We start from the raw sequence: 20,349 nt of genomic DNA on the forward strand, positions 1-20,349 counted from the left end.
GCTCACGCCGCGCGGGTGACGCAGCGGAACCCGACGTGCGACGCCGTGTCGCGGACGCCGTGGCCCTGGCGGGCCGCCGGCCGGTACCGCTGGCAGTAGTACGGCGAGCACAGGTGCGAGCCGCCCTTGGTCACCCGCCGGTCGCCCTCGGTGACGACGTCCGGGACGTCCTGCGCGGACGGCGCCACGGCGGCGGTGCGCGAGTGGCCGCCGCAGCAGCTGTGGCCCGCGGCGGCGTGTGGACCGGCGTCCGGCTCGGCGCCGAGCAGCGTCGTGGCGGGGACGAGGTCGCGGTGGTCGGGGGTCCACGGCGTCCGGGTCCACTCCCAGACGTTGCCGATCATGTCGGCGAGTCCGTACCCGTTGAGCGGGTACGACCCGACCGGCGACGTGCGGTGGTGCCCGCGCGCGTCGTCGCTGCGCCACGGGAACGGTCCCTGCCAGGTGTTTGCCAGCACCGTGCCGTCCGGGTGCAGCTCGGTGCCCCAGGCGTAGTCGTCCGGTGGGTGCCCCCCACGCGCCGCGTGCTCCCACTCGGCCTCCGTGGCCAGGTCCTTGCCGGCCCAGCGAGCGTAGGCCAGGGCGTCCTCCCAGCCGACGTGCACGACGGGATGGTCCAGGCGGTCGTCGACGGTGCTGCCCGGTCCGTCGGGGTGGCGCCACTGGGCGCCCGGCTGCCACCGCCACCAGAGGGTCCAGTCGGTGAGCGGCACGGGACGTGGGGCCTGGGTGAAGACCTGGGAGCCGGGCACGAGCATCGCGGGGTCGGCGCCGGGGAAGTCGGCCGGGTCGAGCTCGCGCTCGGCGACCGTGATGTGCCCGGTCTCGGCGACGAACGCCGCGAACTCGGCGTTGGTCACGGGGTGCACGTCGAACCACATGTCGCCCACCGAGACCGGGACGACCGGACGCTCCTCGGGGTAGAACCGCCCGTTGCCGATCGTCGTGACCCCGCCCGGGACGAGCACCGTCGGGGCGCTCGTCCCGGGCGTCACCGGGTGCGTGGCGGTCATCAGTCGCGGGCCATCGCCGCGGCCAGGTGTGCCTGGACGTCCACGTACGCGTCGTCCGCGACGTCGAAGACCACCTTGTGCAGCACGCCGCCCGTGAAAGGGAACCGTGAGCCGACGTACGCCGAGGAGACCGAGTCCCCGCTGTCGTAGCCGATGCACAGGCCCTCGCCGCACAGCGAGAAGTGACCGAGCACCGTGCGGATACGCTGCTCGCCGACCAGCTCGTCGTCGACGTACAGGCGCAACGGCCCGACGCCCTCGCGGTGCGGTCCCGTCTCCTCCTTCACGAACTCGACACCGAGCACGTGGCGGCCGCTCGTCGGGACCTCCGCCGAGATCCGGTCCTCGGGCGGGATCCCCAGGAAGTTGTAGGCGTAGGTGACCTTGCCGTCCTTGAGGAACAGGGAGTGCCCGCCGAAGCGCGAGCCGTGCGCGAACACGACGCCCTCCGAGTCAGGCGTGAGCTCGACGTCGGCCAGCACCTTGTACGAGACCCCGTGGACGTTCGCCGCGGACCGTTCGGGGATCTCCGAGGTGCCCGGGTAGTACGTGTACTGGCCGCTGGGCGGCACCGGCACGTGGAACTCCATCTTGATGAACGTCTCGAAGTCCTCGGGATTGCCTAGGATCTGCAGGTCGTTGAGCGGCAGGACGTTGTTCGCCCGGGCCTCCTCGAACCACAGCGCGACGAGCTCCTCCACCTTCTCGGGGTGCTCGGCGGAGACGTCGTGCGCCTCGGACCGGTCGGTGTCGGTGTGGAACAGCTGCCAGCGGTCGTCGTCGAAGCTGCTGTGCCCGCTGCCGGGACCGTGCTCGGTGACCGCCTTCCAGCCGTCGTGCCACAGCCCCCGGTTGCCGAACATCTCGTAGTACTGCGTCCGCTTGGCCGTGGGGGCGTCGCCCTGGTCGAACGAGTACGCCATGGAGACGCCGGACAGCGGGGTCTGCTCCACGCCCTCGAACACGTCGGGGAAGGTGACGCCGCACGCCTCGAGGATCGTGGGCACGATGTCGGTGCAGTGGTGGTACTGGTCGCGCACCTGGCCGCGGGCGGTGATGCCGGCCGGCCACGAGATGACCAGCGGGTCGCTCACCCCGCCCTCGTACGTGTAGCGCTTGAACATCCGGTACGGGGTCGAGAACGCCGCCGCCCACCCGGTCGGGTAGTGACCGTAGGTGTTCGGGCCACCGAGCTCGTCGACCATCGAGAGGTTCTGCTCGAGGTCGTCGGGGTAGCCGCCGAAGATCTTGCCCTCGTTGACCGAGCCGTTCGGGCTGCCCTCGCCGGACGCCCCGTTGTCTGCGCAGTACACGACGAGGGTGTTCTCCAGCTGGCCGGACTCCTCGAGGTAGTCGATGATGCGGCCGACCTGGGCGTCGGTGTACTCCGACATCGCGGCGTACACCTCGGCCATCCGGCTGAACATCGCGCGCTCCTTCTCGTCCAGCTCGTCCCAGGGTCGCACCAGGTCGGACTCGCTGAACGTGCCGTCCGGCATGGGGTTCAGCGGCGTCAGCTCGGTGCCCTCGGGCAGGATGCCGCGCTCGATCATGCGCGGGAGCACCCACTCGCGGTAGGCCTCGTAGCCGTCGTCGAACACGCCCCGGTACTTGTCGATGTACTCCTGCGGCGCGTGGTGCGGGGCGTGGTTGGCGCCGGGGCAGAACCACAGGTACCAGGGCTTCTCGGGCTCGGTCTGCTTGGAGTCGCGGATCATCCGCAGCGCCTGGTCGGCCAGGTCCTTGGACAGGTGGTAGCCGTCCTCGGGCAGGTAGGGCTGGTCGACGTAGCGGTTGTCCTCGGCGAGCGAGGGGAACCAGTTGTTCGTCTCGCCGCCGATGAAGCCGTAGAACCGGTCGAAGCCCTGTCCGAGCGGCCAGCGCTTCTTGGAGGCGCCGCTCGTCCACTCGTCGATCGGCACGTTGTGGTTCTTGCCGACCCAGAACGTGCTCCAGCCGGCCTCGCGCAGCACCGCCGGCATCGTCGCGTTCGACGGCGGGATGTGCGAGCTGTAGCCGGGGAACCCAGTGGACGACTCCGAGATGGACGCGAACCCGTTGAGGTGGTGGTTGCGGCCGGTGAGCAGCGTGGAGCGGGTCGGCGAGCACAGCGCGGTCGTGTGCCACTGCGTGTAGGTGAGGCCGTTCGCGGCGAGCCGCTCCATGGTGGGCATGCTGATTCGGCCTCCATAGGGCGACCAGGCGGCCTGCCCGGTGTCGTCGTAGAGGACGACGAGCACGTTGGGCGCTCCGGAGGGCGCCTTCTCCGGGAGGAACGCCTCCCAGTCGCCCTGCGAGTCACGGACGTCGAGCTCGATCCTGCCTTGGAACTCCCGCGTCATGGCTTCCATCCCTCCGAGGTCGGGCGTCGGGCCGCCCACGGACGGGCGGCCGACGACGGGACCAATGTGCGGGTCCGGACGAGGGGGAGCCTCACCTGAGACGGGTGAGGCTCCGCCCCGGACGCGCAGGTGGACTGGATCACGACGAAGGGGGGCGCCGGTGGCTGACGACAGGCACGCGCGACGCATCCTGCCGACGATGCAGGGCTACCGCCGGGCGTGGCTGCCCGGCGACGTGCTCGCGGGGCTCGCGGCCGGCACGGTCGTCATCCCGCAGGCGATGGCGTACGCGACGATCGCCGGGCTGCCGGTCGAGGTGGGGCTCTACACGTGCATGGCGCCGATGCTCGTCTACGCCCTGCTGGGCGGAGCGCGCGCCCTGTCGGTGTCGACCACGTCCACGATCGCCGTGCTGGTCGCCGCGACCGTCGCCGGGCTGCCGGCCGCCGACCGGAACGCCCCCGACGAGCTGCTCGGCGCGGCGTTCACGCTGACCTTCCTGGTCGGCGTGGCCCTGCTGGGCATGCGGCTGCTCCGGCTCGGGGCCCTCGTCGAGGTGATCTCGCCGGCCACCCTCACGGGCATCCGGCTCGGCGTCGGACTCACCGTCGCCGCCAGCCAGCTGCCCAACCTGCTCGGGGTGCCGGCCGGGGGCTCGGGGAAGGGCTTCTTCACGATGGTCGCCGACGTGGTGGAGAAGCTGCCGGACGCGAGCGCCGCCACGGCCCTCGTGGCGGGCGTGACGCTGGTCGTGCTGCTGGTGCTGCGCCGGCTCGCGCCGCAGGTTCCCGGCCCGCTCGTCGTCGTCGCCGGCGGCATCGCTCTCGTGCTGCTCTCGGACGTGGAGGACCGCGGGGTCGCCCTGGTCGGCGAGGTGCCTCGCGGGCTGCCGTCCGTCTCGTGGCCCGTGCCCGGCGACGTCCCCGGCCTGCTGCCCGGTGCGCTGGCCATCGCGTTCATGGCGTTTCTGGAGACCGTGCTCGTGGGACGCACGAACCGCCGCCGCGACGAGCCCGCGATCGACACCGACCAGGAGCTGCTGGCCACCGGTTGCGCTGCGCTCGCCGGTGGGCTCACGCAGACGTTGCCGCCCGCGGGCGGCTTCTCGCAGTCGGCCGTGAACCTGCGTGTCGGGGCCCGGACCCAGCTCGCCCAGGTCGTCACGGTGGCCCTGGCGGTCATGGTGGCGCTGCTGCTGGCGCCGCTGCTGGCCGACCTGCCGGAGGCGGTGCTCGCCGCGATGGTCCTGGTCGCCGTCCTGGGGCTGCTCGACCCCGTGGAGCTGCGGCGGTACGCCCGGGTCGACCGGGCCGAGCTCGTCGTCGCGCTGGTGGTGGCCGCGCTGGGCCTGGTCGGCGGGATGCTGCTGGCGGTGGCCGTCGGCGTGGCGCTGACCCTCGTGCTGGTGGTCCGTGCCGTCAACCAGCCGCAGGTGGGGATCGTCGGGACGGCCGACGACGGGTCGCTGCGGCTGCGCATGCTGGGCGGGGTGTACGCCGGCAACGCCCGGCCGACCGGCGACGCGATCGTCCGCCTGGCCGCGGACGCCGCTCCGCCGCCGGTGACGGTCACCCTGGACATGGCGCTCGTGCCGCGCGCGACCGTCCCGCTGCTGGACATGCTCCGGGCCGCCCACGACGACCTCGACGGGTCGGGCACGAGCCTGCGGCTGGACGACGTGCAACCCGCCGTCCTGGCGGCGCTGGTCGGCGAGCGGTGGTGGAACGACCGGGAGCCCGGCCCGTCGGTCGGTGGCCCCCCGGCCGGCCCGGAGCCGGAGCCTGAGGCGCCGCGCGGCTGACTCAGTCCGGCGCGGGCGACGCGACCGGGTCGTCGGCCTTGTTGGCGATGAGCGGACGCAGCCAGCGGGTCTCGTCGTCGGCGTCCACGAGCAGCGCCTTCACCAGCAGCGTCAGCGGGACGGCCATGATCGCGCCGACCGGACCGATGATCCAGGACCAGAACACCAGGGAGACGAACGTGAGCGTGGTCGACAGCCCGACCGCGTCGCCCACCACCTTGGGCTGGATGCCGGACTGGATGATGAGGTTCAGCACGCAGTAGACGGCGATGACGGCGAGCATGAGGCCCGGCCCGGAGTCGAGCAGCGCCAGCAGGGCCGGCGGCACCAGACCGATCACGAAGCCGATGTTGGGGATGTAGTTGGTCAGGAAGGCGAGCAGCCCCCACAGCAGCGGGACCGGCACGTCCATCAGGTACAGCGCGATCGTGTCCAGGATCGCGACGACGAGGCCGAAGACGGTCGAGACGAGCAGGTAGCGACGGGTCCCGGAGGCGAAGTGGCCCAGGGCGCCGACGAGGGACGGACGGTCGGCCCGCGCGGTGTGGAGCTGGGCCGGGAACGAGCGTCCGTCCACGGTCAGGAACAGGCACAGCGCGAGCAGGAACACCAGGGACGACGCGAGGCCCGCGACGCCCGACAGCGTCGACCCGACCACGCCGGCGAGCCGAGCGAGGTCGAACGAGTCGACCAGGCGCTGGACGTCGTCGGGATGCACGCCGAGGTCGTGCAACCACCGGGTCGCGTCCTCCACGGTGGCGACGAAGTCGTCCTCGTAGGCCGGCAGCAGGGTGGCGAACCGCGCGATGGCCACGACGATCGCCGCAGCGATGCCCACCACCAGCAGGTACACGCTGAGGATGCACAGGGTCGAGGCGAGCCAGCCGGGCATCCGGCGCTCGAGCCACAGCCGCAACGGGTGCACGACGATGGCCAGCACCAGGGCCAGGAACAGTGGACCGAGGATCCCGCGGGCCGACTGGACGCCGGCCGCGGTGATGACGGCGGCCGCGGCGCCGACCAGCAGCACGACGGACCGGGGGAGCGCGACGCTCGACCGCGGCGACGGGGTGGGCGCGTGGGTCACACGACGATCGTCGGCGACGTCCGCCGAGCCCTGGTCACCCGCGTCGGGTGAAGCGTGCGGCCCGCGCTGCCAACACGACGCAGCAGCCCCCGCCCGGACGGACCGGGCGGGGGCTGCTGCCTGCGGGCGAGTGCCGACCTCAGCCGGCGTCCCGATCAGATGTCGTAGTACAGCTCGAACTCGTGCGGGTGCGGGCGCAGCTGGACGGGGAGGATCTCCTCGTTGCGCTTGTAGTCGATCCACGTCTCGATCAGGTCGGGCGTGAAGACGCCGCCCTGGAGGAGGAACTCGTGGTCGGCCTCGAGCGCGTCCAGCACCGCGTTGAGGGAGGTGGGCGTCATGTCGATCGCCTCGTACTCCTCCGGCGGCAGCTCGTAGATGTTCTTGTCGATCGGGGCGGCGGGCTCGATCTTGTTCTTGATGCCGTCCAGGCCGGCCATGAGCAGCGCGGCGAAGGCCAGGTACGGGTTGGCCGACGGGTCGGGGCAGCGGAACTCGATGCGCTTGGCCTTCGGGTTCGAGCCGGTGATCGGGATGCGGACGCAGGCCGAGCGGTTGCGCGCGGAGTAGACGAGCGCGATCGGCGCCTCGAAGCCCGGCACCAGGCGGTGGTAGGAGTTCACCGTCGGGTTGGTGAACGCCAGCAGCGCGGGGGCGTGCTTCAGGATGCCGCCGACGTACCAGCGCGCCATGTCCGAGAGTCCGCCGTAGCCGGCCTCGTCGTAGAAGAGCGGCGAGCCGTCCTGCCAGATCGACTGGTGGACGTGCATGCCCGAGCCGTTGTCGCCGAAGATCGGCTTCGGCATGAAGGTCACGGTCTTGTCCGCGGCCCACGCCGTGTTGCGGATGACGTACTTGAACTTCATGACGTCGTCGGCCGACTTCAGCAGCGTGTCGAAGTTGTAGTTGATCTCGGCCTGGCCGGCGGTGCCCACCTCGTGGTGGCCGCGCTCGACGGTGAGGCCCACGTTCTCGAGGTTGCTCATCATGTCGTCGCGCAGGTCGGCGAAGTGGTCGGTCGGCGTGACCGGGAAGTAGCCGCCCTTGTAGCGGACCTTGTAGCCGCGGTTGTCGGCGATCTCGTCACCGGTGGCCCAGGCGCCGGCGGACGACTGGATCTCGTAGAACGAGCGGTTCGCGCTGGTCTCGAACTTCACCCGGTCGAAGATGTAGAACTCGGCCTCGGGGGCGAAGTACGCGGTGTCGCCGATGCCGGTCGTGGCCAGGTACGCCTCGGCCTTGCGGGCGACGTTGCGCGGGTCGCGCGAGTAGGCCTCGCCGGTGATCGGGTCGTGGACGAAGAAGTCCATCGCGATCGTCTTGTGCGCGCGGAACGGGTCGACGTACGCCGTCTTCGGGTCCGGGAACAGCGCCATGTCGGACTGGTCGATGCTCTGGAAGCCACGGACCGAGGAGCCGTCGAAGGCCAGGCCGTTCTCGAACACGCCCTGGTCGAAGGACGAGACCGGCACCGTGAAGTGCTGCTGGATGCCCGGCAGGTCGGTGAACCGGACGTCGATGAACTCGACACCCTCGTCCTTGATGAACTTGAACAGCTCGTCGGCGTTGCCGAACATGTGGCCTCCTCAGCCTGGCCGCCCGGGGAGCGGCCTGTCGTGCTTTGTTGGGCTTCTGCGGTGCGAGTCATCGCACCCTCGCCGTCGAACCTAACGGGAGGCAGTTTCTCGACCGTCACCGCATTGTTTCGGGCATGTTACGGGCGTCGCGGGGATGCTGCGAGCCGGTTTCGCGGGGCGCTGGCTAGGCTCGCGGCGTGGAGAATGCTGGCTGGCCGCGTCGCGTGGGTGCCCTGTTCGTCGACTGGATGATCGCCTGGGCGACCACCCTGCTCATCACCGGGGCGAGCTACGGCGACGCCCCGGACGAGATGCCGTTCTGGCTGCCGATCTTCGTCTTCTGGGTCGAGGTGACCCTCGTGACGTCCCTCCTGGGCATGTCGATCGGCAAGCGCCTGTTCGGCATCCGCGTCGCCGGCTACGACGGGCAGCCGATCGGCCCGGCCGGGGCCGCGATCCGCACCGCGCTGCTGTGCCTGGTCGTCCCGGCCCTGCTGGTCACCGATCGCCAGCGCGGCCTGCACGACGTCGCCGCGAAGTCCATCGTCGTCAAGGCCTGAGCCGGACGCACGAAGGCCCGCCTCCCGGTGAGGGAGGCGGGCCTTCGTCTGCGTCGGGGTGGGTCAGCCGCGCATGGACTTGCGGTGGCCCTTCATGCTCGTGGGCACCGGGCCGCGCGGCATGGGCGCCGGCGGGCGCATGGCGTCGAGCGCCTTCGTGCGCGAGACGACCTCGGTGACCTGCGCCGGCTTGATCGCCTTCTTCATCTTGCGCACGTGCTTGACCAGCTTGGTGACCGGCACCTGGCCCTCGCCGCGGCCGACGACGACCTCGTGGATCGGGACGTCGGCACCGACGATGCGGGCGTGCTTCTTGCGCTCGGCCGACAGCAGGCCGCGGACGCCGCCGGGGGAGCCCTCGCCGACCAGAATGACGCCGGGACGACCCACGACGCGGTGGACGACGTCCTGCTGGCGGTTGAACGCGACGGCCGGCTTGGTGACCCAGCCGCGACGCAGCATGGTCAGGACGCTGGCACCGGCGCCGATCTGTCCCTCGACCTGGGCGTAGGCGGCCTTCTCGGCGCGCTTGCCGAAGATGATGAGGGCACCCAGCGTGCCGCCGAACAGGGCCAGCACGACGCTGATGACGATGCCGAGCCAGCCGGTGCCGAAGATCCACAGGCCGAGGCCCACGAACAGGCCGCCGACCACGAGGAAGGCGAGCAGCATGTACAGCGGCAGCGCACGGTCGGTGCGACGCGTCATGGTGAACGCCTGACGCATCTGGGCGATGCGGCCGGCGGGGACTTCGGGCTGGGCAGCAGACATGCGGCCCAGTCTAGTCGTCAGTGCTGGAGCGAGGCGCGCGCGTCGACGGCCTGCTGGTACAGGCGTCCGGCGCGGTACGACGAGCGCACCAGCGGGCCGGACATCACGCCGAGGAAGCCGATCTCGTCGGCCTCGTCCTTGAGCTCGACGAACTCCTGCGGCTTGACCCAGCGCTCGACCGGGTGGTGCCGCGGCGAGGGCCGCAGGTACTGAGTGATCGTGATGAGGTCGCAGCCGGCCTCGTGCAGGTCGCGCAGCGCCTCGGAGACCTCCTCGCGGGTCTCGCCCATGCCCAGGATGAGGTTGGACTTGGTGACCAGGCCGTACGCGCGGGCCTGGGTCAGCACGTCCAGCGAGCGCTCGTAGCGGAACGCCGGGCGGATGCGCTTGAACAGCCGCGGCACGGTCTCCAGGTTGTGCGCGAGCACCTCGGGACGGGAGTCGAAGACCTGCTCGAGCAGGTCCGGCTTGCCGTTGAAGTCGGGGATGAGGTTCTCGACGCCGGTGCCCGGGTTGAGCGCGTGGATCTGGCGGACCGTCTCGGCGTACAGCCACGCACCGCCGTCGGGCAGGTCGTCGCGGGCGACGCCGGTGATGGTCGAGTACTTCAGCTGCATCTTCTGGACGCTCTCGGCCACGCGGCGCGGCTCGTCACGGTCCAGGTCGGCGGGCTTCCCGGTGTCGATCTGGCAGAAGTCGCAGCGCCGGGTGCACTGCTCGCCGCCGATGAGGAAGGTGGCCTCGCGGTCCTCCCAGCACTCGAAGATGTTGGGACAGCCGGCCTCCTGGCACACCGTGTGCAGGCCCTCGCCCTTCACCAGCCCCATGAGCTCGGTGTACTCAGGACCCATCTTGGCGCGGGTCTTGATCCACTCGGGCTTCTTCTCGATGGGGGTCTCGGCGTTGCGGACCTCGAGTCGGAGCATCTTGCGGCCGTCGGGTGCGATCGTCACGCGGTCACTCTACGCCGCGCTGTGAAGTCGACCACCCCTCCGGTCGGTGGCATAGGGTCGGCGCCGTGAGGCCCCGCATCGACCGCTCCTGGGACCGTCCGCCCCCGACGCCCGCGCAGGTGCGCACCGACGTCGTCGTGGGCGTGCTGCTGGCGGTGCTGAGCGTCGCGTCCGTGGAGGTGTTCCACAGCGTCGCCGGCGCGTCGATGGGCTGGCGGGGCGTCGAGGCCTACGGCTGGTTCGCCCTCGCCGGGCTCGCCCTGGCCGGCCGCCGCGCGTGGCCGCTGACGACGCTGGCGCTCGAGTCGGTCGTCTTCGTGGTCGTCGGCGAGCGGCTCGTCGAGCTCGGCGTCGTCTTCACGATCCAGATGATCATGTTCGCCGCCCTCTACAGCGCCTGGGCCTGGTCGCGCCGGCCGCGGACGCTCGTGGTGGTGACCGCCGGGGTCCTGGTCGTGATGTTCGGCTGGCTGGCGATCGTGTTCGCGCGGCCCGGCGGCACGCCCACGGGTCCGTCGATCGGCCTGCTGCCGCCGGACGTCGCGATCATCGTCTACAGCCTGGCCATCAACGTCGTGTACTTCCTCGGCGCGATCGTGTGGGGCCAGTCGGCCTGGCAGAGCTCCCGCCGCCGGGCCCTGGTCGAGGCGCAGGTCGAGAACGAGCGGCGCCGGCGCGACGCCGAGCGCCGCGAGGCGGTGCAGGCCGAGCGGCTGCGCATCGCCCGCGACCTGCACGACGTCGTCGCCCACCACGTCAGCGGCATCGGCGTCCAGGCGGCGGGCGCGTCGCGGATGATCGACGTCCGCCCCGAGACCGCCCGCCAGGCGCTGGGGACGATCGAGGTCTCGTCGCGCCGCGCGGTCACGCAGATGCAGCAGCTGGTCGGCCTGCTCCGCGGTCCCAGCGACGGGCCGGTCGACCGCGGCCCGCAGCCGGGCCTGGACGACCTGCCGGCGCTCGTGGCCGAGAGCCGCGACCCGAGCGCGACCCTGACCGTCGTGGGCGCGCCGCGACCCGTCGACCCCGGCGTCGGCCTGTCGCTGTACCGCGTCGTGCAGGAGGCGCTCACCAACGTCCGCCGGCACTCCACTGCCCGCGAGGCCCGTGTGACCGTGCGCCACCTCGCCGACCCGCGCGCCGTCGAGGTCGAGGTGCTCGACGACGGCGCCCCACGCACGCCCGACGAGGACTCCGGCGGGCACGGCCTCATCGGCGTGCGCGAACGGGCCGCCGCGCACGGCGGCGTCGCCGAGACCGGGCCGCGGCCGCAGGGCGGGTTCCGCGTGCGGGTGCGCGTGCCGCTCGAGGACGTCTCGTGAGCGCGCCCGTTCGCATCCTGCTGGCCGACGACCACGACCTCGTCCGCGCCGGGTTCAGCATGATCCTCGAGGTCGAGGACGGGCTGGAGGTCGTCGGCGAGGCCCGCGAGGGCGCCGAGGCCGTCCGCCAGGTGGCCGCGCTCGCCCCCGACGTCGTGCTCATGGACGTCCAGATGCCCGGCACGGACGGCATCGCCGCCACCGAGCGCATCACCGCCGAGCACCCCGGCACCCGAGTCGTCATCCTCACCACGTTCGACGACGACGAGTACCTGTTCGCCGGTCTGCGCGCGGGCGCCAGCGGCTTCCTGCTCAAGAACTGCCCGCCCGAGGAGCTCGTGTCGGCCGTGCGCCACGTGGCCGAGGGCCACGCCCTGCTCGCGCCGGAGGTGACCCGGCGCGTCATCGCCCGCTCGGCGTCGCGCGGCTCGCAGGACCTCGACGAGCGGATCGCCGGGCTGACCGACCGCGAGCGGGACGTGCTGGTGCTCGTCGCCCGCGGCCTCAGCAACGCCGAGATCGCCCGCGAGCTGCACGTCAGCGGGGCCACGGTGAAGTCGCACGTCTCGCGGGTGCTGGCCAAGACCGGCGCGCGCGACCGGGTGCAGGCCGTGGTCGTCGCCTACGAGTCCGGGCTCGCCGGCCAGGACTGAGCGTCTCGTCCGCGCGGACGAGGCAGGTGTAGCCGCGCGGCCGATGCGCCGCCCCCGTCGGCGTCCGTAGCGTCGGCGGCATGCTCACCGTCGAATCCCTGACCCGTGCCTTCGGCGACACCGTCGTCGTGGACGACGTGTCCTTCCAGGTCCGTCCCGGACGGATGACCGGCTTCGTCGGCGCCAACGGCGCCGGCAAGACCACGACCATGCGGATGATGATGGGCGTGCTCGCGCCCACCTCCGGCCGCGTCCTGTGGGAGGGCAACGACGTCACCGCCGCCGAGCGCCGCCGCTTCGGCTACATGCCCGAGGAGCGCGGCCTCTACCCGCGCATGTCCGTCTCCGACCAGCTCGTGTACTTCGCCCGGCTGCACGGCATGGACGCCCGCCGCGCCCGCGAGCGCACCACCGAACTGCTGGGGCACTTCGGCCTGAGCGAGCGCGCGGACGACCTGCTCGACACGCTGTCGCTGGGCAACCAGCAGCGCGTGCAGATCGCCGCGGCGCTCGTCCACGAGCCGACCGCGCTGGTGCTCGACGAGCCGTTCAGCGGCCTCGACCCGCTGGCCGTCGACTCCATGGTCGACCTGCTGCGCAGCGAGGCGGGCGACCTGCCGGTGCTGTTCTCCAGCCACCAGCTCGACCTCGTCGAGCGCCTGTGCGACGACCTCGTCGTCCTGTCGCGCGGACGCGTCGTGGCGTCCGGGAGCGCCGACGACCTGCGCGGCACGGCCCGTGAGCGGCATCGGGTGCGCCTGGGCGGTGACGCCGCCTGGCTGCGCGACGTGCGCGGCCTGACCGTGCTCGACGCCGATGGCCCCACCGCCCTCCTGGAGCTCGAGGACCTCGCGGTCGCCGAGCTCGTCCGCCTGCTGACCGAGCGCGCCGACGTGCTCGAGGTCGCCACCGTCCGCCAGCCCCTGTCCGAGGTCTTCCGGGAGGTCACCCGATGAGCACCGATCCCAGCACCCGCGGCATGTGGCGCGTCGTCGCCCAGCGCGAGGCGTCCGTCCAGGTGCGGCAGAAGTCCTTCAGGTGGTCCACCGTCATCTCCGTGCTCGGCGTCGTGCTGTTCGTCGTCGGCCTGCACTGGTTCCAGGGCCGCGACCAGGACCGCACCGTCGCCGTCACCGACCCGGAGGCCGCGGCCATCGTGTCCACCGCGGCGGACGTCGCGCGGGCCACCGACGACCGGGTGGACGTCGAGTCCGAGCAGTACGACGACGTCGAGTCCGCCGAGGCGGCGGTGCGCGACGGCGACGCCGACGCCGCGCTGCTGCTGACCACCACCGGCTGGGAGGTCGTGGGCGACCGCGACGTCGACTCCACGCTCTCGTCCGCCCTGACGTCCGCCGCTCGCACCGCCGCGCTGGAGGCCAACGCGTCCGCCCAGGACGTCGACCTGACGGCGCTCGAGCAGGGCGCCGCCGTGGGGCAGCGCCTGCTCGACCCCACGGCGGACGAGTCGGGCACGCGCCAGGCGGTCTCGTTCGTCTTCGTGCTGCTGTTCTTCCTCACGGCGATCGGCTTCGGCATGGCGATCGCCGGCAGCGTCACGCAGGAGAAGGAGAGCCGGGTCGTGGAGATCCTGGCCGCGGCTGTCCCGATCCGTCAGCTGCTGTGGGGCAAGATCGCCGCCAACACCGTGTTGGCCGTCGGGCAGGTCGTGCTCTACGCGGTGGCCGGCGTCGCGGCGCTGCTGGCCACCGGCCAGCGCGGCGTGCTGGACGTCATCGGCACCCCGCTGCTCTGGTACGTGGTGTTCTTCCTGGTCGGCTTCGTGGCCCTGGCGAGCCTGTGGTCCGTCGCCGGCTCCCTGGCCTCGCGCCAGCAGGACCTGCAGTCCACGACGTTGCCCGCGCAGATGCTGGTGATGGGCCCGTACTTCCTGGCGGTGCTGGGCGGCGAGCAGCTCAAGACGATCTTCTCGATGGTGCCGGTGGTGTCGTCGATGATGATGCCGGCGCGCATGGCCGAGACGGACGTCCCGTGGTGGCAGGTGGCGGTCGCGCTGGCCGGCACCGTGCTGGCCGCGGTGGTGCTCGTGCGGATCGGCGCCCGGGTCTACGAGCGGACGCTGCTGCGCACGGGCGACAAGATCTCCTACCGCGAGGCGCTGCGCCTGGCCGAGTGAGGCCTAGAGCAGGGCGATGGACGGGTGCTCGTCCACGACCCGCTCGATGTCGGGGGAGGGCGCGAACGGAGCCCAGCCGAGCAGGTCGCGCAGGTGCGGCTCGACCGCCGAGGCCGCCTCGTGGACGTCCACGGGGCGGCCCAGCTCGAGCGCCAGGCTGGTGACGCCGGCGTCGGAGATGCCGCACGGGACGAACCGGTCGTACGCGCTCATGTCCATGTCGCAGTTGAGGCTGAATCCGTGCATCGTCACGCCGCGCGAGACGCGGATGCCGATCGCCGACAGCTTGCGCTCCGGGCGTCGGGCGCCGGCGGCGACCCACACGCCCGAGCGGCCCGGCACGCGTCCGGTGGCGACGCCGAGGTCGGCGGCGGCCCGGATGACGGCCTCCTCGACCCGGCGCACGTAGTCGACGACCAGGACGTGCTTCGGCAGCTTGACGATCGGGTAGCCGACCAGCTGGCCGGGACCGTGGTAGGTGATCTTGCCGCCGCGGTCGACGTCGACGACCTTGGAGCCGTCCTGCGGGCGCTCCCACGGCTCGGTGCGCTTGCCCGCCGTGTAGACCGCCGGGTGCTCGAGCAGCAGCAGCGTGTCGGGGCCGGTGTCGGCGACCCGGGCGGCGTGCACCTCGCGCTGCAGGTCCCACGCCCGCTCGTAGTCGAGGGCGGCGGGACCGAGCCAGTCGGCGGCGACGACGAGACCGTCAGGGACGTGCGCGGTGGCCATGGCCACACCGTACTCCGGCTGTGGACGACGCCGGCCCGTACCAGCGGCCCGGGCGCAGGCTGGGGCGATGATCGACTGGCTGCTGGTCCTGGTCGCCGCGCTCGGCGGGTCGTCCGACCCGGGGTGCCTCGTGCTCGACGCGCTCGACGAGCGCCGTGCCCACGCCCTGGCGCACGACGATCCCGCCGCGCTCGCACAGGTCTACCCGCCGGAGTCGACCCTGCTGGCCGCCGACCGGGCCGTCCTGGACGCGTACCGGGAGCGGGGGCTGCGGCTGCGCGGCGGAGCCGTCGAGCGGCTCTCGTGCCGGACGGCCGCCGAGCGTCCCGGGCGGTACGAGGTGGACGTCGTCGACCGGGTGTCCGAGTCGGCCGTGGAGGCGTCCGACGGACGCCGGGCGCTGCCCCGTGACCGCCCGACCCGGCACCTCGTGACGCTCGTGCGGACGCCGGGAGGCTGGCGGGTCGAGCGGGTGCGCTGAGCTACCCGCGGGCGAGCTCGACCGCGACGTCGAGGTGGCCCAGGTGGCGCGAGTACTCGTCGCACACGTGCAGCAGGATCGCCTGCAGGCTCGGCACCTCGTCCGCGGCCAGCTTGCCGGTGGGGTCACGACGGTCGTCGAGGGCGTACGACTGCACGATCTCGCGGGTGCGCCGGCCGCCGTCGTCGAGCTGGGCCAGCAGGTCGTCCAGGTCGACGTCGTCGCTCCACGGCGCGCCCTCCGCGTCCCCGTCGTCGGCCCAAGGGTCGTCGATCTCCTCGCCCAGGAAGAGCCACACCAGCCAGCGCCGCTCCATCGAGACGAGGTGGTGGAGCAGGCCGAGCGGAGTCCACCCGGACGGGACGAGAGAGGTGGTCAGGTCGGCGGGGTCGAGCTCGGCGAGCTTGGCGCGCACGTCGGACCGGTGCTCGTCGAGGTAGGCGAGCAGCGCCTCGGCGGTGTCGTCGGGCACCTGCTCGTGCTGCTCGATCACGACAGCGCTGCCTTCAGCGTGGAGGCCAGCGACGGATGGGCGAAGGTGAAGCCGGCGGCCTCGAGCGCGGCAGGACGGACGTCCAGCGAGCCGAGCAGGTCGTCGGCGATGCCGCCGAGCGCGAGCCGGATGGCGGGGGAGGGCACGGCCAGCACGGTGGGGCGGTGCAGCTGGCGGCCCAGCTCGGCGGTGAGCTCGGCGTTGGTGACCGTCTGCGGGATGGACACGTTGAACGGGCCGGCGAGCGAGTCGTGCTCGACCAGGAACGTCACCGCCGACACCCAGTCGTCGCGCGAGACGACCGACATCCGCTGGCGGCCCGACCCGAGGCGGCCACCGACGCCCAGCCGGAACGGCACCGCCATGAGCTTGAGCGCGCTGCCGGAGGCGTCCATCACCAGCGAGGTGCGGACGAGGCAGACGCGGGCACCGGCCTCGGCGGCCGGCGCGGTCGCTGCCTCCCACTGCTGGGAGACGTCGGCCAGGAAGCCGCTGCCCGGACCGGCGGACTCGTCGAGCGAGTCGTCACCGCGGTCGACGCCGTACCAGGACATGCCCGAGCCGGAGACGAACGCGGGAGGACGGTCGGCCGCCGCGATCGCCCGGGCGAGCGTGCCGGTGGCTCCGAGCCGTGACTGCAGGATCTCGCGGGCGTACGACGAGGTCCGCGGCCAGCGAGAGATGTTGGCGCCGGACAGGTTCACCACGGCGTCGGCCGCGCCGACCAGAGCCTGGTCGACGCGGCCGCTCGCGGGGTCCCAGCGGGACGCGTCCGGTGCCGTGTCGTCGCCGCGCACCAGGCGCGTGACCTCGTGACCGCGCTGGCGCAGCCGTGCCACGAGCGGGGTCCCGAGGAACCCCGACGCGCCCGCGACGACGACGTGCACCGGCCCCGCCTTCCCTACAGCCCGAGCTCGGCCTCGAAGGAGCCGTTCTGCAGGCGCTCCTTCACGGTGGTGAGGAAGCGGCCGGCGTCCGCGCCGTCGATGATGCGGTGGTCGTACGTGAGCGACAGGTACGCCATGTGACGCACCGCGATGCTCTCGCCGCCGTGCGCGTCGGTGATGACGACCGGGCGCTTGACGACCGCGCCGACGCCGAGGATGGCGACCTGCGGCTGGTTGATGATCGGCGTGTCGAACAGGGCGCCGTTGCTGCCCAGGTTCGTGATCGAGAACGTGCCGCCCGAGAGCTCGTCCGGCGTGATCTTGTTCGTCCGCGTGCGCTCGGCGGCATCGGCGATCTTGCGGGCCAGGCCGGCGATCGACAGGTCGCCGGCGTCCTTGATCGTGGGGACGATCAGGCCGCGCTCGGTGTCGACCGCGATGCCCAGGTGCTCACCGGCCGGGTACGTGATCGTGCCCGCCTCGAGGTCGAGCGCCGAGTTCAGGCGCGGGTACACCTTGAGCGCCTCGACCGCGGCCTTCGCGAAGAACGGCAGGAACGTCAGCTTGACGCCCTCGCGCTGCAGGAACGCGTCCTTGTGCTTGGTGCGCAGACGCGCGATCTCGGTGACGTCGACCTCGTGGACCTGCGTGAGCTGGGCCGAGATCTCCAGCGACTCGACCAGGCGCGACGCGATGACCTTGCGCAGGCGCGAGACCTTCTCGGTCTTGCCACGCAGCGGGGAGGGCTCGGACGTGGGGGCCGGCGCCTGGCTCGCGGCGGGCGCCGCGGGGGCGGCGGCGGCCGGCTCGGGCTGCTGCTCGGCGGCCTTGGCCGCGTCGAGGACGTCCTGCTTGCGGATGCGTCCGCCGACGCCGCTGCCGGTGATCGACGCCAGGTCGACGCCGTGCTCCTTGGCCAGCTTGCGCACGATCGGGGTCACGTAGGACTCGGCGTCCGACGAGCCCGACGACTGCTGCGGGGCCGGAGCCTGCTGCTGGGCCTGGGGCTGCGGGTCGGGCGTGGCCTGCGGCTCGGGCTCGGGGAAGCCGGTGGGCTGCGGCGTGGGGGCGGCCTCCTGCTTCGGCTCCTCCTGCTGGGGAGCCTGCTCCTGCTTCGGCTCCTCCTGCTGGGGAGCCTGCTCCTGCTTCGGCTCCTCGGCGGGGGCCTGCTGCTCCTGCTGCGGCTGCTCGGGCTCGCTCTGCTGCGGGGCGGACGCGCCCTGCTCGCCGATCACGGCCAGCTCGGCGCCGACCTCGACGGTCTCGTCCTCGTCGACCTTGATCTCCAGCAGCGTGCCGGCGACCGGCGACGGGATCTCGGTGTCGACCTTGTCGGTGCTGATCTCGAGCAGCGGCTCGTCGACGGCCACGTCGTCGCCGACCTGCTTGAGCCAGCGGGTGACGGTGCCCTCGGTGACCGACTCGCCCAGCGCGGGCAGCGTCACCGACGTGCCCTCGCCGCCGGAGGCGGGCTTGGCCTCGGGCTGCGGGGCGGGCGCCTCCTCGGCGGCCTCGTGCTGCTCCTCGGCGCTCGCCTCCGGGGACGTCTGCTCGGGCTCGGGGGAGGCCAGCTCCTCGTTGTCCTGGCTCGGCGCGCTCTCGCCGGAGTCCTCGCTGCTCGGGGCCTCGCCGCCGCCGGCGGACTCGCCCTCGTCACCGATGACGGCGAGCTCGGCGCCGACCTCGACGGTGTCGTCCTCGTCGACCTTGATCTCCAGCAGGACGCCGGCCACCGGCGAGGGGATCTCGGTGTCGACCTTGTCGGTGCTGATCTCGAGCAGCGGCTCGTCCACCGCGACGGTGTCGCCGACCTGCTTCAGCCAGCGGGTGACGGTGCCCTCGGTGACGCTTTCGCCGAGAGCGGGGAGGGTGACTGACGTGGCCATGGTGTCCTCTGCTTGGTTGTCAGGCGTGAGCCGGGTTGGGTACGCGGGGACCGGACGCCGGTGCGGCGTCGGTGAGCTGGGTGGTGGTGCGGAACCGTCCGGCCGGACGGCTCGACGCGTGCGTGCGGGCAGGGCGACGGAGGTCGGCGATCGAGGTGTCGACCACGGTGCCCTCCCTTCCGCTCGGAACTGTCTGCATCTTTCCACTGCGCCGCGCACGGCCGCCACCGGGGGCCTGTGACCCGGATCTCCTTCCCTTGCGTCCGGCACACTTGTCCGCATGCCGCTGTTCGGACGCCGTCGCACCGCCCCCTGGCCCGTGGGGGCGGCCCGCCGTGCCCGCGAGTCGCTGCAGGAGGAGCTGGAGGCGTTCGTGGCCTCGCGCGCGGGGGTCGAGGCGTTCCTCGAGCCGGCCTCGGCGACGTCGGGGCTGTCGCTGCTGCTCGTCGCCGGCGACGGCGAGTCCACCCGCCGGCCGGTCGACTCGCCCAAGGCGGCCAACCGGCTCGCCGCGGCCCTCGGCGTCCCGCTCTACGAGGTGAACCGCGTGGGCTACCCCCAGCGCATGCGCGACTACGCGCTGCGCCAGCAGGGCCGCCGGCCCCGCTCGCCGTTCTCGACTGCCGCCCCGTCCGCCGACGACCGCGAGCCGGCCGCGCCCACGGCGTACTCGTCGCCGCGCGAGCGTGAGGCGATCGCCGTCCTGGAGCGCGCCGCGGGCGACGAGGCCGGCTCCGGCGCCGCCGACGAGGAGGCGCTCGGACGGCTGTTCCGCCGGGCGCGCGCCGCCAGCCACCCCGACCGGTTCGACGGCGACCGTCTCCGCTGGGACGAGGTCGAGCAGGCCGGTCGCGTGCTCGGCCTGTAGCGCTCGGCCCGCACCCGTGGCTGCCTAGGATCGCGGCAGCCGAGCGAGGGGGAGGGCATGGAACGGCACGTGGCGAGCGTCGAGGACGTCCTGGCGCTGATGGACGACCTGTTCGACGAGGGCGCCGACCGCTGGAGCAGCGGCGCGGGCGCCGACTGGTGGGACGCCTTCTACGACGACCGCGAGCGCGGCGTCCCGTTCTTCCGCGACGCCCCGGACGAGTCGCTGGTCGCCTGGCACGAGGAGGGCCGGCTGCCCGTCGGCGGACGCGTCCTGGACCTGGGGTCCGGACCGGGTCGCAACGCCGTCTGGCTGGCCCGGCAGGGGTACGTCGTCGACGCCGTCGACCTGTCCGCCGAGGCCGTGACGTGGGGGCGGGAGCGGGCGGCCGCGGCCGGCGTCGAGGTGCGCTTCGTCCACGGCGACGCGTTCGCGCTGGACGTGCCGGAGCCGTACGACCTGGTCTACGACTCCGGCTGCTTCCACCACCTGCCGCCGCACCGCCGGCTCAGCCACCGGTGGCTGCTGAAGCGGGCGCTGCGGCCGGGCGGCGCGTTCGGCCTGGTCTGCTTCGCCTGGGGCGCGATGGGCACGCAGGCGCCCGACGCCGACCTGTACCGCGCGGGCGGCCTGGCCGGGGGAGTCGCCTACCGCGACGACGACCTGCGCCGCCTGTTCGGCTGGCTGGACCCGGTCGAGCTGCGTCGCATGCGCCCGCAGCCGCCCGACGCGTCGGCCTTCGGCGAGGAGTTCCTCTGGGCCGGGCTGTTCGAGCGCCCGGCCTGACCG

General features: G+C 72.7%; 19 protein-coding genes. 9 read left to right on the forward strand and 10 right to left on the reverse strand.

Going from position 1 to position 20,349, the window contains the following annotated elements:
* Positions 1-2: 2 nt before the first annotated feature.
* Positions 3-1,013, reverse strand: a complete 1,011-nt coding sequence (locus tag HGAM_RS14965) for a formylglycine-generating enzyme family protein (RefSeq protein WP_019146309.1) — start codon at positions 1,011-1,013, stop codon at positions 3-5.
* Entirely contained in the window at positions 1,013-3,355 is a 2,343-nt protein-coding gene (locus HGAM_RS14970) for an arylsulfatase (RefSeq protein WP_019146310.1), read from the reverse strand. The genes HGAM_RS14965 and HGAM_RS14970 overlap by 1 nt, the downstream gene beginning before the upstream one ends.
* A 160-nt stretch (positions 3,356-3,515) precedes the next feature.
* On the opposite strand from HGAM_RS14970, the gene HGAM_RS19630 reads away from it, so the two are divergent.
* Complete coding sequence (locus HGAM_RS19630; RefSeq protein WP_019146311.1) at positions 3,516-5,156, forward strand: SulP family inorganic anion transporter; 1,641 nt, start codon at positions 3,516-3,518, stop codon at positions 5,154-5,156.
* A gap of 1 nt (position 5,157) precedes the next feature.
* Here the strand turns inward: HGAM_RS19630 and HGAM_RS19635 are convergent, their stop codons facing one another.
* Together HGAM_RS19635 and glnA are read right to left on the reverse strand one after the other, a co-directional pair.
* Positions 5,158-6,243 carry an AI-2E family transporter gene (locus tag HGAM_RS19635; RefSeq protein WP_019146312.1) on the reverse strand — a complete coding sequence of 362 codons (1,086 nt, stop codon included), beginning with the start codon at positions 6,241-6,243 and terminating at the stop codon, positions 5,158-5,160.
* Positions 6,244-6,398: 155 nt separating this feature from the next.
* On the reverse strand, positions 6,399-7,820 hold the full coding sequence (gene glnA, locus HGAM_RS14985) for a type I glutamate--ammonia ligase (protein WP_019146313.1): 1,422 nt from the start codon (positions 7,818-7,820) through the stop codon (positions 6,399-6,401).
* Positions 7,821-8,017: 197 nt separating this feature from the next.
* On the opposite strand from glnA, the gene HGAM_RS19640 reads away from it, so the two are divergent.
* The gene (locus HGAM_RS19640; RefSeq protein ID WP_245532137.1) at positions 8,018-8,380 is read left to right on the forward strand and encodes an RDD family protein; all 363 of its coding nucleotides are present in this window, start codon (positions 8,018-8,020) and stop codon (positions 8,378-8,380) included.
* A 63-nt stretch (positions 8,381-8,443) separates the two neighbouring features.
* Here HGAM_RS19640 and HGAM_RS14995 read toward each other — a convergent pair whose 3' ends face one another.
* Positions 8,444-9,151 (reverse strand): DUF4191 domain-containing protein, encoded by a 708-nt coding sequence (locus tag HGAM_RS14995; RefSeq protein WP_019146315.1) that lies wholly within the window; start codon positions 9,149-9,151, stop codon positions 8,444-8,446.
* Positions 9,152-9,168: 17 nt separating this feature from the next.
* On the reverse strand, positions 9,169-10,077 hold the full coding sequence (gene lipA, locus HGAM_RS15000) for a lipoyl synthase (RefSeq protein ID WP_049798400.1): 909 nt from the start codon (positions 10,075-10,077) through the stop codon (positions 9,169-9,171).
* A gap of 92 nt (positions 10,078-10,169) precedes the next feature.
* Here lipA and HGAM_RS15005 point away from each other — a divergent pair, with 92 nt between their 5' ends.
* The 4 genes from HGAM_RS15005 to HGAM_RS15020 all read left to right on the forward strand — a co-directional run bounded on the left by HGAM_RS15005 (position 10,170) and on the right by HGAM_RS15020 (position 14,216).
* The gene (locus tag HGAM_RS15005) at positions 10,170-11,426 is read left to right on the forward strand and encodes a sensor histidine kinase (protein WP_019146317.1); all 1,257 of its coding nucleotides are present in this window, start codon (positions 10,170-10,172) and stop codon (positions 11,424-11,426) included.
* A 59-nt stretch (positions 11,427-11,485) separates the two neighbouring features.
* The gene (locus tag HGAM_RS15010; RefSeq protein WP_245532145.1) at positions 11,486-12,079 is read left to right on the forward strand and encodes a response regulator; all 594 of its coding nucleotides are present in this window, start codon (positions 11,486-11,488) and stop codon (positions 12,077-12,079) included.
* Between the two features lie 80 nt (positions 12,080-12,159).
* The gene (locus HGAM_RS15015) at positions 12,160-13,035 is read left to right on the forward strand and encodes an ABC transporter ATP-binding protein (RefSeq protein ID WP_019146319.1); all 876 of its coding nucleotides are present in this window, start codon (positions 12,160-12,162) and stop codon (positions 13,033-13,035) included.
* Positions 13,032-14,216, forward strand: a complete 1,185-nt coding sequence (locus HGAM_RS15020; protein ID WP_019146320.1) for an ABC transporter permease — start codon at positions 13,032-13,034, stop codon at positions 14,214-14,216. The genes HGAM_RS15015 and HGAM_RS15020 overlap by 4 nt, the downstream gene beginning before the upstream one ends.
* A 3-nt stretch (positions 14,217-14,219) precedes the next feature.
* On the opposite strand, the gene lipB is transcribed toward HGAM_RS15020, so the two are convergent.
* Complete coding sequence (gene lipB / locus HGAM_RS19645; RefSeq protein WP_019146321.1) at positions 14,220-14,945, reverse strand: lipoyl(octanoyl) transferase LipB; 726 nt, start codon at positions 14,943-14,945, stop codon at positions 14,220-14,222.
* A 67-nt stretch (positions 14,946-15,012) separates the two neighbouring features.
* Between lipB and HGAM_RS15030 the strand changes: the two genes are divergently transcribed.
* A complete protein-coding gene (locus HGAM_RS15030) occupies positions 15,013-15,426 on the forward strand; it encodes a hypothetical protein (RefSeq protein WP_019146322.1) in 414 nt (137 codons plus the stop codon).
* A 1-nt stretch (position 15,427) separates the two neighbouring features.
* On the opposite strand, the gene HGAM_RS15035 is transcribed toward HGAM_RS15030, so the two are convergent.
* Genes HGAM_RS15035 through sucB form a run of 3 tightly spaced genes read right to left on the reverse strand, consistent with a single transcriptional unit; the run spans position 15,428 to position 18,692 of the window.
* Complete coding sequence (locus HGAM_RS15035) at positions 15,428-15,919, reverse strand: DinB family protein (RefSeq protein ID WP_019146323.1); 492 nt, start codon at positions 15,917-15,919, stop codon at positions 15,428-15,430.
* Positions 15,916-16,806 carry a TIGR01777 family oxidoreductase gene (locus tag HGAM_RS15040; RefSeq protein ID WP_019146324.1) on the reverse strand — a complete coding sequence of 297 codons (891 nt, stop codon included), beginning with the start codon at positions 16,804-16,806 and terminating at the stop codon, positions 15,916-15,918. Before HGAM_RS15040 ends, HGAM_RS15035 begins: the two co-directional genes overlap by 4 nt.
* 14 nt (positions 16,807-16,820) lie before the next feature.
* The gene (gene sucB, locus HGAM_RS15045; RefSeq protein ID WP_019146325.1) at positions 16,821-18,692 is read right to left on the reverse strand and encodes a 2-oxoglutarate dehydrogenase, E2 component, dihydrolipoamide succinyltransferase; all 1,872 of its coding nucleotides are present in this window, start codon (positions 18,690-18,692) and stop codon (positions 16,821-16,823) included.
* A 280-nt stretch (positions 18,693-18,972) separates the two neighbouring features.
* Between sucB and HGAM_RS20705 the strand changes: the two genes are divergently transcribed.
* On the forward strand, positions 18,973-19,560 hold the full coding sequence (locus HGAM_RS20705; protein WP_019146327.1) for a hypothetical protein: 588 nt from the start codon (positions 18,973-18,975) through the stop codon (positions 19,558-19,560).
* Between the two features lie 57 nt (positions 19,561-19,617).
* Positions 19,618-20,346, forward strand: coding sequence for an SAM-dependent methyltransferase (locus HGAM_RS15060; protein ID WP_019146328.1), 729 nt, complete (start codon positions 19,618-19,620; stop codon positions 20,344-20,346).
* The last annotated feature ends 3 nt before the right edge of the window (positions 20,347-20,349 follow it).

Origin of the sequence: Aeromicrobium massiliense JC14, from assembly GCF_000312105.1 — a bacterium.
Classification (GTDB): Bacteria; Actinomycetota; Actinomycetes; order Propionibacteriales; family Nocardioidaceae; genus Aeromicrobium; species Aeromicrobium massiliense.